The sequence below is a fragment of the Mesorhizobium sp. W067 genome, assembly GCF_054719525.1.
The window spans coordinates 402,512-416,821 of the sequence record NZ_JBTTII010000001.1 but is presented as its reverse complement, the minus strand read 5'-3'; the positions used below and the strand labels follow the sequence as shown (position 1 = coordinate 416,821).

Sequence of the window (14,310 nt, the reverse complement as noted above, 5' to 3'; positions counted from 1 at the left end):
CACTTGGCGGACCCGGTCATTGGTCGGACTATCGCCGAGCGGAGACCTATGCGGCTGGCCCAATTCCTGCGAAGAACCATTTCATCGCAGGGATCTGTGCCGATGTTGAACAGACGAACGCTTCTCAAGGGGACTGTCGGCTTTGCGGTGCTCGGCGTTTCGTTGGACAACGCCTTGGCGAAGACGGCAGCGCTTGGCTCGATCAATGCCGCCGAGCTTGGCGTGGAGCCGGACGCACCGGACGACCAGAGCAGGGCCTTCGCCAGGATGCTAGCCGAGGCAAGCCAGCGCAATGCGCCGGTGTTCCTGCCGCCGGGCACCTATGTCGTGTCCAACCTGACCCTGCCCGCCCGCGTCAGGCTTTCGGGCGTGCCGGGCGCCTCGCGCATCCTCTATGGCGGCAGTGGCCATTTGCTGACGGCCGAACAGGCCGAGCATATAGAGTTCACCGCATTGGTCTTCGACGGCGCCAACGGCGGGTTGGCCGACGATGCGCAAGGCCTGCTCGACCTGCGCCGCGTCGCCCATCTCGTCATCGACAATTGCACGATCACCGGCAGCGGCAAGCATGGGCTGGCGCTGGAGCATGCGTCGGGCCGCGTCGAGCGCTCCGAGATTTCGGGGGCTGCGGACGCCGGCATCTACTCCGTCGAGGCCGCTGGCCTGGCGATATCCGATAATGCCGTATCCGACTGCGGCAATGGCGGCATTCTTGTCCATCGCTGGCAGCAGGCCGAGGACGGCACGATCGTCAGCGGCAACCGCGTGCAGCGGATCGGCGCCCGCAGCGGCGGCACCGGGCAGAACGGCAATGGCATCAACGCATTCCGTGCCGGCAATGTCTCGGTCACCGGCAACATCGTCTCGGACTGCGCCTTCTCGGCAATCCGCGCCAACAGTTCCAGCAATCTGCAGATGACCGGCAACACCTGCTCGCGGTCGGGCGAAACGGCGCTCTATTCCGAATTCTCCTTCGAAGGCACCATCATCGGCAACAACATCGTCGATGGTGCCGCTAACGGCATCTCGATCGTCAATTTCAACGAGGGCGGCCGTATGGGTGTCTGCTCGAACAACATCGTGCGCAACCTCTCGACCGCCGGCCCTTACCCCGCCGACGCGCCGGGCTTCGGCGTCGGTATCAGCGTCGAGGCCGACACCACCGTCTCGGGCAATGTCATCGAGAACGCGCCGCTCTACGGCATGCAGATCGGCTGGGGCGCCTATATGCGCAATGTTGTGGCGACGGGAAACATCATCCGCAAGGCGGGAACCGGCATCGCCGTCACTGTGGTCGAAGGCGCTGGGAACGCCATCATCTCCGACAACGTCATCGACGGCGCCAGGAACGGCGCCATCATCGGCCAGCGCTGGGCCGAACCGGCGACCGGCGACCTCGCGCGGTCAAGCGTAAGCGGCAATGCGCATCTGACGGTCGAGCGAAACAGGGTCAGCTGAGCGTCGTCGTCGGCCGTAGCGAGCCGACCTTGGCGCCGATGCGGCTTTCGATCGGCGGATTGGCCCGCTCCAGAAGGTTCGCCTCCAGTGCGCCGTCGGCGCTGAGAAGTTTTGCCAGCACAGCGGCAATCATCACCTCGGCGGCGCGGCCGGCGCCGTCATCACATTTTAGCGCGATGCCGAGGCCAAGCTCCGGAACGGCGGCGCAATAGACACCCTCGGCGCCCGTCTTGACGAATATGCGGCCGGGCGCGGCCTGCATCAGCGCCACATCCACTTTGCCGGTGCCGGCGACCAGGAAAGGCTCGGCCATACAGGCAGACAGCAGGCGTTTGGCCGCCTTGGCGCGCTCAGGGCCAAGGCTCCTGCCCGTCGCCATGCGGGCAAAGCCCAGCGCAAAGCTTTTCAGCGGCACGGCATAGGTGGGGATCGAGCAGCCATCGGTTGCCCGGTGATCCGCATCGTGGGCAGCGCCGGTCACCGCCTGCATGGCGTCGCGCACCATCTCCTGCAAACCATGGCCTGCCTTGACGTAGCCTTGGTGGGCAATCCCTGAGTGCACGCAGGTGCAGAGAAATCCGGAATGCTTGCCCGAGCAATTGTTGTGCAGTGCGTTCGGCGAGACGCCTGTGCGGGCCAGTGCGATCGTCGCGTCGTGGCTCGACGGCCAATGCGCGCCGCATTCCAGCGCCGACTTGTCGAGGTCGGCCTTGGCCAGCATCGCCTGCGCCAGTTCGACATGCGCGGGTTCGCCTGAATGTGAAGCGCAGGCCAGCGCCAGTTCGCGGTCGCCGAAGCCATAGGCATCGGCGGCACCCGTTTCGACCAGCGGCAGCGCCTGGATCGCCTTGACCGCCGAGCGCGGAAACACCGGCCGCGCCGTATCGCCGATCTCCAGGACAGGCTTGCCGTCACCGTCAAAGATTGCGACAGCGCCGCGATGGGCGCTCTCGACGATCGCGCCGCGCAAGACTTCGACCAGAACCGGATTTGTCATCACCACCCCGAAAAATACGGGCCGCTTCTACCTGATCCGGTCGAGGATGGAAACGTAGTTGGCGACGGCAGCGCCACCCATGTTGAAGATGCCGCCAAGCTTTGCGTCCGGCACCTGGATGCCGCCTGCTTCGCCGGTCAACTGCATGGCGGTCAGCACATGCATCGACACACCGGTGGCGCCGATCGGATGGCCCTTGGCCTTCAGCCCGCCCGAAGGATTGACCGGCAGCCTGCCGTCCTTTGCCGTCGTGCCGTCTAGCGCCAGCCTGGCGCCCTCGCCCGGCTTGGCCAGGCCCATCGCCTCATATTCGATCAGTTCGGCAATGGTGAAGCAGTCATGCGTCTCGACGAAGGAGAGGTCGTCGAGCGTCACGCCGGCCTTCTTCAAAGCCTGGTTCCAGGCCTGCTCGCAGCCTTCGAAAGACAGGATGTCGCGCTTCGACATCGGCAGGAAATCCTGGACATGCTCGTTGGCGCGGAAGGCGACGGCGCGGCGCATCATCAACGCCGTCGAGGTGTCGGTCAGCACAAGGGCGGCAGCACCGTCGGAGACCAGCGAACAGTCCGTGCGCTTCAGCGGACCGGCCACGAACGGGTTTTTCTCGCTTTCCTGGCGGCAGAACTCGTAGCCGAAATCCTTGCGCATCTGCGCATACGGATTGTTGACGCCGTTCTTGTGGTTCTTGGCGGCGATCATCGCCAGCGCGTCGGACCGGTCGCCATAACGCTGGAAATAGGCCTGCGCGATCTTGCCGAAGACGCCAGCGAAACCGGCCGGCGTGTCGCCCTCCTCCGGCAGATAGGAAGCCTTGAGCAGGTTCTTGCCGATCTCGGGGCCGGGGGTCGTCGTCATCTGCTCGGCACCGACCACCAGCACGATGCGGGCGGCATTGGCGTCGATGGCGCGGATCCCTTGGCGGACCGCTGCCGAACCCGTGGCGCAGGCGTTCTCGACCCGCGTCGCCGGCTTGAAGCGCAGCCGGTCATCGGCCTGCAGCACCAGGCTGGCGGTAAAATCCTGAGGGGAGAAGCCTGCGTTGAAATGGCCGAGCACAATCTCGTCGACCTCGTCCGGACCGATGCCGGCATGGTCGAGCGCGTCGACCGCGACCTTGGTGATCAGGCCTTCCAGCGTCTCGCCTTCCAGCTTGCCGAAGCGCGAATGCGCCCATCCGACGATGCATGCGGTCATGGCAACCTCCGTTTGCCGCAAGCCTAACATGTCATAGCGCGGCATCAGCCTCTAATATTGTTCAACAGTGAACTGTTTTCCAGTCCAAAGGATGGGCCAGAGCGACATGATCGATTGATCCGAGCGCGAGTTTTTTATTGATTGATCCGTCAATAAAAAATAATCTCCGTTTTAATCTGGATCTCCCCAATGCCGAAAGTCGGAATGGAACCGTTGCGCCGCAAGGCGCTCATCGACGCGACGATCTCGGCGATCGGCGAGCGCGGCTCGCTTGATGTGACCATGTCGGAGATCGCCGGACGGGCGGGCGTGTCGTCGGCCCTTGCCCACCACTATTTCGGCGCCAAGGACGAGCTCCTTCTGGCGACGATGCGGCACATACTGGCCGAGCTGACCATCGACATGCGGCGCGCCCTGCAATCCGCCGGCTCGCCGCGCGAACGCGTTTCGGCGGTGGTCGCCGTCAACTTCTCCGACATCCAGTTCCGGCCGGAAACCATCGCGGCCTGGCTCGCCTTTTATGTCGAGGCACAAAAATCATCGGCCCTGCGCCGGCTGCTCAGGGTCTATGCGCGGCGGCTGCATTCCAACCTGATGAGCGGACTGATCGGCATACTGCCGCGCAACGAAGCCGACCGCGCGGCGGAAGCGGTCGCGGCGATGATCGACGGGCTGTACATCAGGCGCGCGCTGAAGGACGGCGTGCCGGATGCTCAAACCGCGATCGCGCTGGTCGAAGATTATCTCGAAATCAAACTCGGCGGGCGACAGACACAGTGACAGCCTCAGTGATATCAAGGCGACCCAACATCCTGATCGTCATGGTCGATCAGCTCAACGGCACGCTGTTTGCGGACGGGCCGGCGGACTTCCTGCATGTGCCGCATCTCAAGGCGCTGGCCGCACGCTCGGCGCGCTTCGGCAACAACTACACGGCCTCGCCGCTTTGCGCGCCGGGCCGCGCCGCTTTCATGAGCGGGCAATTGCCGTCGCGCACCCAGGTCTATGACAACGCCGCCGAGTTCGCTTCCTCGATCCCGACCTATGCGCATCATCTGCGCAGCGCCGGCTACTACACCTGCCTGTCGGGCAAGATGCATTTCGTCGGGCCGGACCAGTTGCACGGTTTCGAGGAGCGGCTGACCACCGACATCTATCCCGCCGATTTCGGCTGGACGCCGGATTACCGCAAGCCCAGCGAGCGCATCGACTGGTGGTATCACAATCTGGGCTCGGTCACCGGCGCCGGCGTTGCCGAGATCACCAACCAGATGGAGTATGACGACGAGGTCGCCTTCCACGCGGTGCAAAAACTCTACGATCTTGCCCGCACCTCCGACGATGCGGCGAGCCGGCCCTGGTGCCTGACGGTTTCCTTCACCCATCCGCACGACCCCTATGTCGCTCGGCGGCAATATTGGGATCTCTATGAAGACTGTCCGGCGCTTGAACCGGAGGTGGGATTCATCCCTTATGCAGATCAGGATCCGCATTCGCAGCGGCTCTACCGGGCCAGCGACTACGACAGTTTCAACATCACGCCGGAGCAGATCCGCCGCTCGCGGCGCGGCTACTACGCCAACATCTCCTATCTCGACGACAAGGTCGGCGACCTGATGTCGGTGCTGGAACGCACGCGCATGCTGGACGACACGGTCGTCCTGTTCTGCTCCGACCACGGCGACATGCTTGGCGAGCGCGGCCTGTGGTTCAAAATGAACTTCTTCGAAGGTTCGGCGCGGGTGCCGCTGATGATCGCCGGCAAAGGCATTCCTGCCGGGCTGGTCGAGGCGCCGGTCTCCAATCTCGACGTGACGCCGACACTGTGCGATCTCGCCGGCATCGACATCTCTGCCATCGCGCCGTGGACCGATGGCCAGTCGCTGCTGCCGTTGCTTGATGGCGGACAGCGCACCGCGCCGGTGCTGATGGAATATGCCGCCGAGGGCTCCAACGCGCCGTTGGTGGCGATCCGCGACGGCCGCTACAAATTCATCCATTGCGAGATCGACCCGCCGCTTCTGTTCGATCTCGAAGCCGATCCGCAAGAACGCACCAATCTTGCCACCGATCCGGCGCATGCCGATCTGGTGGCGGCCTTCACGGGAGCCGTGCGAGCGCGCTGGGACATGACGGCATTCGATGCCGCGGTGCGCGTCAGCCAGGCGCGGCGCTGGGTGGTTTATCCCGCGCTGCGCAACGGCACGCATTACCCCTGGGAATTCCAGCCACTGCAGAAGGCGTCGGAACGCTACATGCGCAACCACATGAACCTCGACAATCTCGAGGAACAGAAACGCTTTCCGCGAGGCGAATGATGACAATTGTCCCCTCCCTCGAGCACCTCAGACAGGCCTATGCCGTGACGTCGAAGGCGACGCAGATCACGCCTTTGCTGGAATCGACAGCCTTGGCCAAGGAGACGGGTGCGGCCCGCGTCTTTATCAAGCCGGAATCGCTGCAATGGGCGGGATCGTTCAAGGTGCGCGGGGCCTATTGGCGGTTGAAGCGGCTGTCGCCGGATGAGGCCAGAAAAGGCGTCGTCGCCTACTCCTCCGGCAATTTCGCGCAAGGGTTGGCGGCTGCCGGCCAGGCGCTCGGCATTCCCGTCACCATCGTCATGCCGATCGACGCGCCGGCCGCCAAGCGCGATGCGACCGCAGGCTATGGCGCGCGCGTCGTGCTGACAGATCATGGCGAGCGCGCCCGTGAAGAGGTCGCAGCCGCCAAGGCCCGCGAGATTGCCGAGACCGAAGGGCTGGCGTTGCTGCATCCATTCGACGATCCGGAGATCGTTGCCGGCCAGGCCGGCGCCGGGCTCGAAGCGCTCGAACAACTCGAGGCAAAGGACGCCAGTGCCGACCTTCTGTTCTGCTCGGTCGGCGGTGGTGGGCTGATCGGCGGCGTCTCGCTCGCCTTCCACTATCTGTCGCCGGCAACCGAGATCATCGGCGTCGAACCGGAAGGCTTCAACGGCATGGGTTCATCGCTAGCGCATGGCGCCATCGAGACCATGCCGATCGCGCCGAAGTCGATCTGCGACGGGCTGATGTCGCGGCGGCCGGGCGACGCGCCGTTTGCGGCGGTCAAGACCGCCGGCGTGCGCGGCATCACCGTCGATGATGCCTCCGTGCGGCGGGCAATGAAGATCGCCTTCGAACGGATGAAGCTGGTGCTCGAGCCATCGGGCGCCGCCTCTCTGGCGGCGCTGCTCGGCGGCAAGGTGGATGTGACGGGTAAAGCGGTCCTGGTTGTGGCTACCGGCGGCAATGTCTCGCTCGCCGATTTTATTTCGCATATGAACGATGGGCGCATGTGAACCATGCTTGAAGCAGACTTCGTCATCATCGGCTCCGGCTCGGCCGGCTCGGCCATGGCCTACCGGCTGTCGGAAGACGGCAAGCATTCGGTGATCGTCATCGAGTTCGGCGGCACCGATACCGGGCCGCTGATCCAGATGCCGTCGGCGCTGTCGATCCCGCTCAACATGAGCCTTTACGACTGGGGCTTTGCCAGCGAACCGGAGCCGCATCTCGGCGGCCGCGTGCTGGCGACGCCACGCGGCAAGGTGATCGGCGGCTCGTCCTCGATCAACGGCATGGTCTATGTCAGGGGCCACGCACGCGACTTCGACCACTGGGCCGAACAGGGGGCCGCCGGCTGGGGCTTCGCCGACGTGCTGCCCTATTTCAAGCGCATGGAGGACAGTGACGGCGGCGAGGACGGCTGGCGCGGCCACGGCGGCCCGCTGCACGTCCAGCGCGGCCTGCGAAAGAATCCGCTCTACGGCGCCTTTGTCGAAGCCGGCCGTCAGGCGGGTTTTGAATTGACCGACGACTATAACGGTTCGAAGCAGGAAGGCTTCGGACCGATGGAGCAAACCATTCGCGGCGGCCGCCGCTGGTCGGCGGCGTCAGCCTATCTGAAGCCGGCGCTCAAGCGGCAAAATGTCAGCGTGATCAGAGGCTTCGCCCGCCGGGTGATCATCGAGAATCAGCGTGCCGTCGGAGTCGAGATCGAAGCTCACAAACAGATTCAGGTCGTTAAGGCGCGACGTGAGGTGATCGTTGCCGCATCATCGATCAATTCGCCCAAGATCCTGATGCTGTCCGGTATCGGCCCGGCCGCGCATCTCAAGGAGAACGGCATCCAGGTCGTGGCCGACCGGCCCGGTGTCGGCCGCAATCTGCAGGATCATATGGAGCTCTACATCCAGCAGGAATCGACCCAGCCGATCACGCTGAATTCGGTTCTCAACCCATTCTCCAAGGCGCTGATCGGGGCGCAGTGGCTGTTCTTCAAGACCGGCCTCGGCGCCACCAACCATTTCGAGGCCGCAGCCTTCGTGCGCTCGCAGGCCGGCGTCGACTACCCCGACATCCAGTATCACTTCATCCCGGCTGCGGTGCGCTATGACGGCAAGGCGGCGGCGAAGGCCCATGGCTTCCAGGCGCATGTCGGGCCGATGCGGTCGAAGTCGCGCGGTTCGGTGACGCTGCGCTCGCCCGACCCGAAAGCGACGCCGGTCATCCGCTTCAACTACATGTCGCATCCAGACGACTGGACCGAGTTCCGCCACTGCATCCGGCTGACCCGCGAGATCTTCGGCCAGAAGGCTTTTGACGGCTTCCGCGGCAAGGAAATCTCGCCGGGTTCGCATGTCCAGTCGGACGAGGATCTCGACGCCTTCATCCGGGATCATGCCGAGAGCGCCTATCACCCGTGCGGCACCTGCAAGATGGGTCGGGCCGATGACATCACGAGCGTCGTCGATCCGGAGTGCCGCGTCATCGGCATCGACGGGTTGCGGGTCGCCGACTCCTCGATCTTTCCGCGCGTCACCAATGGCAATCTCAACGCGCCCTCGATCATGACCGGCGAAAAGGCCTCCGACCACATTCTCGGCCGCACGCCGCTGGCGCCATCCAACCAGGAACCCTGGATCAATCCGCGCTGGCAGGTGGCGGATCGATAGGGCATTGTCCGGCGGACTGCTCCGCAATAGCGAATACATCTGGAGAACAGCATGCGCGCCCAGCCAACGGCATCGCACTATGTCAACGGCCGCTACATCGAGGACGAAGGCGGCGCGCCGCTGCCGGTGATCTATCCGGCGACCGGTGAGGTCATCGCCACTTTGCATTCGGCGACTCCGAACGTGCTGGAGCTCGCCATCGAAGCCGCGCGGGCCGCACAACCGGCCTGGGCGCGGATGAAGCCGGTCGAGCGTGGCCGCATCCTGCGCCGCGCCGCCGACATTTTGCGCGCGCGCAACGCCGATCTGGCGCGGATCGAGACGCTCGACACGGGCAAAGCGATCCAGGAGACGCTGGTGGCGGATGCACTATCGGCCGCCGACTGCCTCGAACATTTCGGCGGCGCGGTTGCCGCCTTCAACGGCGAGGCGATCGATCTTGGTGGACCTTTTGCCTATACGCGCCGCGAGGCGCTCGGTGTGTGCGTCGGCATCGGCGCCTGGAACTATCCGATCCAGATCGCCGGCTGGAAATCCGCCCCGGCGCTCGCCATGGGCAACGCCATGGTATTCAAGCCTTCGGAGAACACGCCGCTGTCGGCGCTGGCGCTGGCCGAGATCTACTCAGAGGCGGGCCTGCCCGACGGGCTGTTCAACGTCGTGCAAGGCTATGGCGAAGTCGGCGCCGGCCTCGTCGGCCATGATGTCGTTGCCAAGGTTTCGGTGACCGGCTCGGTGCCGACCGGCCGCAAGGTGCTGTCGCTCGCCGGTTCGAAGATGAAGCATGCGACGATGGAACTCGGCGGCAAGTCGCCGCTGATCGTGTTCGACGATGCCGATCTCGAAAACGCCATCGGCGGCGCCATGCTCGGCAATTTCTATTCGAGCGGGCAGATCTGCTCCAACGGCACGCGTGTTTTCGTACAAAGCGGCATCCATGACCGCTTCGTCGACCGGCTGGTCGAGCGGACGAAAAAGATCCGCATCGGCGATCCGCTCGATCCTGAGACGCAGATGGGGCCGCTGGTCAACAAGGCGCAGCAGGAGAAGGTCGTTTCCTACATCGCGGCCGGCAGGCAGGATGGAGCAACGCTCGCCTGCGGTGGCAACGTGCCGTCGCTGCAAGGGTTCGATGGCGGCTTCTTTGTAGAACCAACCGTGTTCACCGGTGTCACCGATAAGATGCGCATTGCGCGCGAGGAGATTTTCGGGCCGGTGATGAGCGTGCTGAAGTTCGACGGCGAGGACGAGGTGATCGACCGCGCCAACGACACCGAATTCGGCCTCGCCGCCGGCGTCTTCACCCGCGACCTGCAGCGCGCTCATAGGGTGATCGCCGAACTGCAGGCCGGCACCTGCTGGATAAACGCCTACAATCTGACGCCGGTGGAAATTCCGTTTGGCGGGGTGAAGCAATCCGGCATCGGGCGCGAGAACTCGCTGGCGGCTTTAGCGCTCTATTCGCAGCTGAAGGCGGTGTATGTCGAGACCGGGGATGTAGCGAGCCCGTATTGAGGGGTTGGCGCGAGGCACCCCCCTCTGCCCTGCACGGCAGAGGGGGGTGCCTCGCACCGGCCTCTCAACAACCTCACCCCTTCTGCGCTGTCCCATCAAGATACTGCGTCAGCGCGCAGACCAGATGATAGAAGATGCTGGCCGGCACGTCCGATGCCAAGGAGCGGCCGCGTTCGTCGATGCGGTCGATCCACAGGCCGAGCGGCGCCGGGTCGATGTGCCAGCGGAATAGCCGGCCGACGCGCGCCTCGATTTCGGGCTTGAGGTCGGGACCACCCGAGCCATCCAGCGCAATCGCCGCCTTGATCGCTTCGGCCTGCGGCCAGCTCCGCGACACAAGGTCGAGCGGCAGGCCCTGTCTGGAGACCGCGCCGTAGGCAAGGCCGGTGGCGCGGTTGAGGCCGTTGGCGATGGCCGAGGCGTAGAGCTTGCGGGCAAAATTGCTCAACTCGCCCTGGCCGCTGCGGGCGACGAAATCGGTGAGCAGCGAGGCCCATTCGAAATGATGGCCGGGCTCGGTCCATGTGCCCTTCTCGCCGGCGGCCGGCTTCCACCCGGCGTCGAAATATTCGCCCAGCGTCCAGCTCTCGGCATCGAAGAAATGACTGCGGAAAAGGTCGATGATGCGCGCGGCGCGGCGCAGATAGGTGCGGTCGCCGGTCGCCTTATACCAGGCGAGGAAGGCCTCGAGCAGATGCATATGCGGGTTGGAGCGCCGCTCGCCCTCGCCGTCCGACGTCTCGAGGAAGCCGGTCATGCGGCTGTCCTCGAGATGCGCGTCGAGGAACACGAAGGTCTCCTGGCCCAGCCGCAGCGCATCCGGATTGCCGCACATATGCGCATGCGCCAGCGCCAGCAGCACGCAGGAATGGTCGTAGGCATCCTCGGTTGGGTCGGCGACGGAGCCGTCGACATTGAGCGTGCGCACCCAGCCGCCTCTCTCGGTGCGGCCCTTGCCGGCCATGAAGGCGATGCCGTGGCTAATCAACCGGTCCGCCGGACCGTCCCAGCCGCGTGCCCTGGCGACCGCAAAGGCATAGACCTGTCTGGCCGTCGTGCGCATACGCTTGGGCTTCAACAGCGGATTGCCATCGAAACCCAGCGCCTCGTGGAAGCCGCCATGACGCTCATCGACGCCTGAAGTTGACCACAGCGGCAAGGTCTCCTCGAACAGCCAGTGATGCACGCGCCGACGCCAGGCGCCGCTCTCGATGACGCGGTCGTGTGCCGGCGTAAACCTGGTTTCCAGCCGTCCCGATTTCTCCAGCTGCTCGACGATCTTCTTGACGTGCTGGCTGTGGCTGACCGGTGCGACGAAGGTGGCGTCCGCCGTCGAGACGATCGCGACGTCCTTCATGCCGATAGCCGACAAAAGCCGGCCGTCGCTTCTGATGTAGGAGTTCTCGCAATCGATGGCGACAACATCGCCGACGACGACATTGCCATTGGCATCAGCAGGGCCGACATCGAGCAGCGACTGCCAGGAGCCGAGGTCGTTCCAGCGAAAGCCGGCCGGTACCATGACGATGTCCTTGGCCCGCTCCATGATGGCGTAGTCGATCGAGTTCGACGGGATGGCGGCGTAGAGGTCGAGCGGCATATAGAGGCCGGACAGATCCGAAGTCGCTGCCTTGTAGGCCGCTTGGGTGGCCTGCCAGATGTCGGGCTGGAAGGCCGCAAATGCATCGCGCATGGCGCTGGCGCGAAACAGGAAAATGCCGGTGTTCCAGTAGAAGGTGCCCGCACTGAGATAGCTCTGCGCGGTGGCGAGGTCGGGCTTTTCGACGAAGCGCGACACGTCGAAGACGCCGCCGCTTTCGGCTGCGACTTCGATATACCCATAGCCGGTCTCGGGCTGCGTCGGCTTGATGCCGAACACCACCAGACGGCCGGAAAGGGCTGCCAGGCTGCCAGCCTCGACGCTCTGCCAGAACTGCTTGGGCGTGGCGATTTCATGGTCTGACGGCACCACCAGCACCAGGCTGTCGCCGAACTCCGACAATGTGCGCAACGCGGCCAGCGCCACGGCGGCAGCCGTGTTGCGCCCGGTCGGCTCGAACAGCGGGCCACCGCCGGCGAGGTCGAGGCCGGCAAGGTCGGCATGGACACGCTCGGCATGGCGCTCGGCGGCGATCAGGAAGATCGGCGTCTCACCTTCCGGCCGCGCCGTCAGCCGGCGCAAGGTCTTGGCCAGCATCGAGCCGTCGCCGGAGAGATCGTGGAACTGTTTCGGGTTGTCCTGGCGCGACAGCGGCCACAGGCGCGAGCCGACACCGCCGCTCATGACAAAACTGACGATGCGCTCGCTCATGAAAGGTCCAATCAGAACGTCTGGTTGTAAGCGCCGACTTCGGGGCTGCGGCGCAGCACGGCGTCGACGGCCTCGAACATCTGCCGGCGGCGGTCGGACGATACCGGGCTTTCGACAACCACGACAAGCTCCGGCTTGTTCGACGACGCCCGTACCAAGCCCCAGGTGCCATCTTCGGCCACGATGCGCACGCCGTTGACGGTGATCAGGTCAGCGATCTTCTGGCCGGCAAAAGCCTTGCCGGCGCGCTGCATCGCCTGGAAGTCCGCCACCACCCGATCGACCACGCCGTATTTCACGTCATCGGCGCAATGCGGCGACATGGTCGGCGTGCCGAAGGTCAGCGGCAGCGCGCGATAGAGATCGGCCATCGAACTTGTGGGGTTGCGGACGAGCATCTCACAAATGGCTATTGCCGTGATGAGACCGTCATCATAGCCGCGGCCGATCGGCGGATTGAAGAAGAAATGGCCCGACTTCTCGAGGCCGGCAACGGCGCCCAGTTCGGCGACCCGGCGCTTGATGTAGGAATGGCCGGTCTTCCAGTAATCTGTCTTCGCGCCGTTGGCGCGCAGGACGCTGTCGGTGTTGAACAGGCCGGTCGACTTGACATCGACGACGAAAGCCGAGCCGGGGTATTGGGTTGATATGTCCCGCGCGAGCATGACGCCGACCTTGTCGGCAAAAATCTCGTTGCCCTCATTGTCGACCACGCCGCAACGGTCGCCGTCGCCATCGAAGCCCAGCCCGACATCGGCGCCGGTCTCCAGCACCTTGTCGCGGATGGCGTGCAGCATCTGCATGTCTTCCGGGTTGGGGTTATAGCGCGGAAAACTGTGGTCGAGCTCGACATCGAGCGGGATCACCTCGCAACCGATGCGCTCCAGCGCCTGTGGCGCGAAGGCGCCGGCAGTACCGTTGCCGCAAGCGGCCACGACTTTCAGCTTTCGCGCGATGCGCTTGTCGCTCACCAGATCGTCGAGATAGGTCTCGCGAAAACCGGAGACGAATTCGTAGGAGCCGCCGCCGGCGAGATCGAAGTCGCTCGACAGCACGATCTGTTTCAGTGCGCTCATCTCCTCTGGTCCGAAGGTGAGCGGCCTCGCCGCACCCATCTTGACTCCGGTCCAGCCATTCTCGTTGTGCGACGCCGTGACCATGGCGACGGATGGCACGTCGAGTGCGAACTGGGCGAAATAGGCCATGGGCGACAGCGCCAGGCCAATGTCTTTCACCTTTGCGCCCGCAGCCATCAGGCCGGAAACCAGCGCCAGCTTGATGGCAAGCGAATAGGAACGGAAATCATGCCCGGTGACGATGTCGGGCCCGGCGCCAAGACGGCGGATCAAAGTGCCCAGGCCCATGCCCAGCGCCTGGACGCCGATCAGGTTCAGGTCCGGCGGTTGCGTCGAACCGGCATGGCCAAACCACCAGCGCGCGTCGTATTCGCGAAAGCCGGACGCCTTGATCAGCGCTTCGGTTTCGAATTCGAAGCTGTTGGGCCGGGCGTCGCCTACGATTTTCAGGGGCAAGGCAGCAAAGCTCCAGATGGCGAAAACGCGATTTATCGAGGCTGCGACTTAGCACACAAGGCTTTAAGCCGGGTTTATCCCGGGAGGGAAAGCCAAGCTTTGCGGCAATGCCCAACGAAAGCCAACGAAATGCGACAGAAGCGCTGCCATTGCCGCTTGCAGGAACGGTATGTGGCAGCTATAAGCCCGCGGTCTGGTCACGGAGTGTAGCGCAGCCTGGTAGCGCACCTCGTTCGGGACGAGGGGGTCGCAGGTTCAAATCCTGCCACTCCGACCAGAAAAAACAGACACTTAGGTGTTTGTTCTCCCGACCCACAAGATAGCTTGA

At 64.3% G+C, this 14,310-nt stretch carries 10 protein-coding genes and 1 tRNA gene; 7 read left to right on the top strand and 4 right to left on the bottom strand.

Annotation, left to right across the window (positions count from 1 at the left end; translation table 11 throughout):
• Positions 1-102: 102 nt before the first annotated feature.
• Positions 103-1,458 (top strand): TIGR03808 family TAT-translocated repetitive protein, encoded by a 1,356-nt coding sequence (locus ACYG97_RS01900; protein ID WP_023732053.1) that lies wholly within the window; start codon positions 103-105, stop codon positions 1,456-1,458.
• On the opposite strand, the gene ACYG97_RS01895 is transcribed toward ACYG97_RS01900, so the two are convergent.
• On the bottom strand, positions 1,451-2,455 hold the full coding sequence (locus tag ACYG97_RS01895) for an asparaginase (RefSeq protein WP_023732054.1): 1,005 nt from the start codon (positions 2,453-2,455) through the stop codon (positions 1,451-1,453). The two genes, ACYG97_RS01900 and ACYG97_RS01895, sit on opposite strands and share 8 nt — an antisense overlap.
• A gap of 27 nt (positions 2,456-2,482) precedes the next feature.
• Entirely contained in the window at positions 2,483-3,649 is a 1,167-nt protein-coding gene (locus tag ACYG97_RS01890) for an acetyl-CoA acetyltransferase (RefSeq protein WP_023732055.1), read from the bottom strand.
• Between the two features lie 189 nt (positions 3,650-3,838).
• On the opposite strand from ACYG97_RS01890, the gene betI reads away from it, so the two are divergent.
• From betI to betB, 5 genes are read left to right on the top strand one after another with little or no spacing between them, the layout of a single operon-like run.
• A complete protein-coding gene (betI, locus tag ACYG97_RS01885; protein ID WP_023670745.1) occupies positions 3,839-4,429 on the top strand; it encodes a choline-binding transcriptional repressor BetI in 591 nt (196 codons plus the stop codon).
• A gap of 8 nt (positions 4,430-4,437) precedes the next feature.
• Positions 4,438-5,967, top strand: a complete 1,530-nt coding sequence (gene betC / locus ACYG97_RS01880; protein WP_023732056.1) for a choline-sulfatase — start codon at positions 4,438-4,440, stop codon at positions 5,965-5,967.
• Positions 5,964-6,968 (top strand): threonine/serine dehydratase, encoded by a 1,005-nt coding sequence (locus ACYG97_RS01875; protein ID WP_023732057.1) that lies wholly within the window; start codon positions 5,964-5,966, stop codon positions 6,966-6,968. The genes betC and ACYG97_RS01875 overlap by 4 nt, the downstream gene beginning before the upstream one ends.
• A gap of 3 nt (positions 6,969-6,971) precedes the next feature.
• A complete protein-coding gene (gene betA, locus ACYG97_RS01870; RefSeq protein WP_023732058.1) occupies positions 6,972-8,624 on the top strand; it encodes a choline dehydrogenase in 1,653 nt (550 codons plus the stop codon).
• A 51-nt stretch (positions 8,625-8,675) separates the two neighbouring features.
• Positions 8,676-10,139, top strand: coding sequence for a betaine-aldehyde dehydrogenase (gene betB / locus ACYG97_RS01865; RefSeq protein ID WP_023732059.1), 1,464 nt, complete (start codon positions 8,676-8,678; stop codon positions 10,137-10,139).
• A 73-nt stretch (positions 10,140-10,212) separates the two neighbouring features.
• Here betB and ACYG97_RS01860 read toward each other — a convergent pair whose 3' ends face one another.
• Together ACYG97_RS01860 and ACYG97_RS01855 are read right to left on the bottom strand one after the other, a co-directional pair.
• Positions 10,213-12,450 carry a mannose-1-phosphate guanylyltransferase/mannose-6-phosphate isomerase gene (locus ACYG97_RS01860; protein ID WP_023732060.1) on the bottom strand — a complete coding sequence of 746 codons (2,238 nt, stop codon included), beginning with the start codon at positions 12,448-12,450 and terminating at the stop codon, positions 10,213-10,215.
• An 11-nt stretch (positions 12,451-12,461) separates the two neighbouring features.
• Positions 12,462-13,982, bottom strand: a complete 1,521-nt coding sequence (locus ACYG97_RS01855) for a phosphomannomutase/phosphoglucomutase (RefSeq protein WP_023732061.1) — start codon at positions 13,980-13,982, stop codon at positions 12,462-12,464.
• Between the two features lie 200 nt (positions 13,983-14,182).
• Between ACYG97_RS01855 and ACYG97_RS01850 the strand changes: the two genes are divergently transcribed.
• A tRNA-Pro gene (locus tag ACYG97_RS01850) sits at positions 14,183-14,259 on the top strand.
• Positions 14,260-14,310: the final 51 nt, after the last annotated feature.

Coding starts and splice junctions, on each gene's coding strand:
- ACYG97_RS01895 (WP_023732054.1), bottom strand. CDS start 2,455: ATGACAAATCCGGTTCTGGTCGAAGTCTTGCGCGGCGCGATCGTCGAG.
- betB (WP_023732059.1), top strand. CDS start 8,676: ATGCGCGCCCAGCCAACGGCATCGCACTATGTCAACGGCCGCTACATC.
- ACYG97_RS01860 (WP_023732060.1), bottom strand. CDS start 12,450: ATGAGCGAGCGCATCGTCAGTTTTGTCATGAGCGGCGGTGTCGGCTCG.
- ACYG97_RS01875 (WP_023732057.1), top strand. CDS start 5,964: ATGATGACAATTGTCCCCTCCCTCGAGCACCTCAGACAGGCCTATGCC.
- ACYG97_RS01890 (WP_023732055.1), bottom strand. CDS start 3,649: ATGACCGCATGCATCGTCGGATGGGCGCATTCGCGCTTCGGCAAGCTG.
- betI (WP_023670745.1), top strand. CDS start 3,839: ATGCCGAAAGTCGGAATGGAACCGTTGCGCCGCAAGGCGCTCATCGAC.
- betA (WP_023732058.1), top strand. CDS start 6,972: ATGCTTGAAGCAGACTTCGTCATCATCGGCTCCGGCTCGGCCGGCTCG.
- ACYG97_RS01900 (WP_023732053.1), top strand. CDS start 103: ATGTTGAACAGACGAACGCTTCTCAAGGGGACTGTCGGCTTTGCGGTG.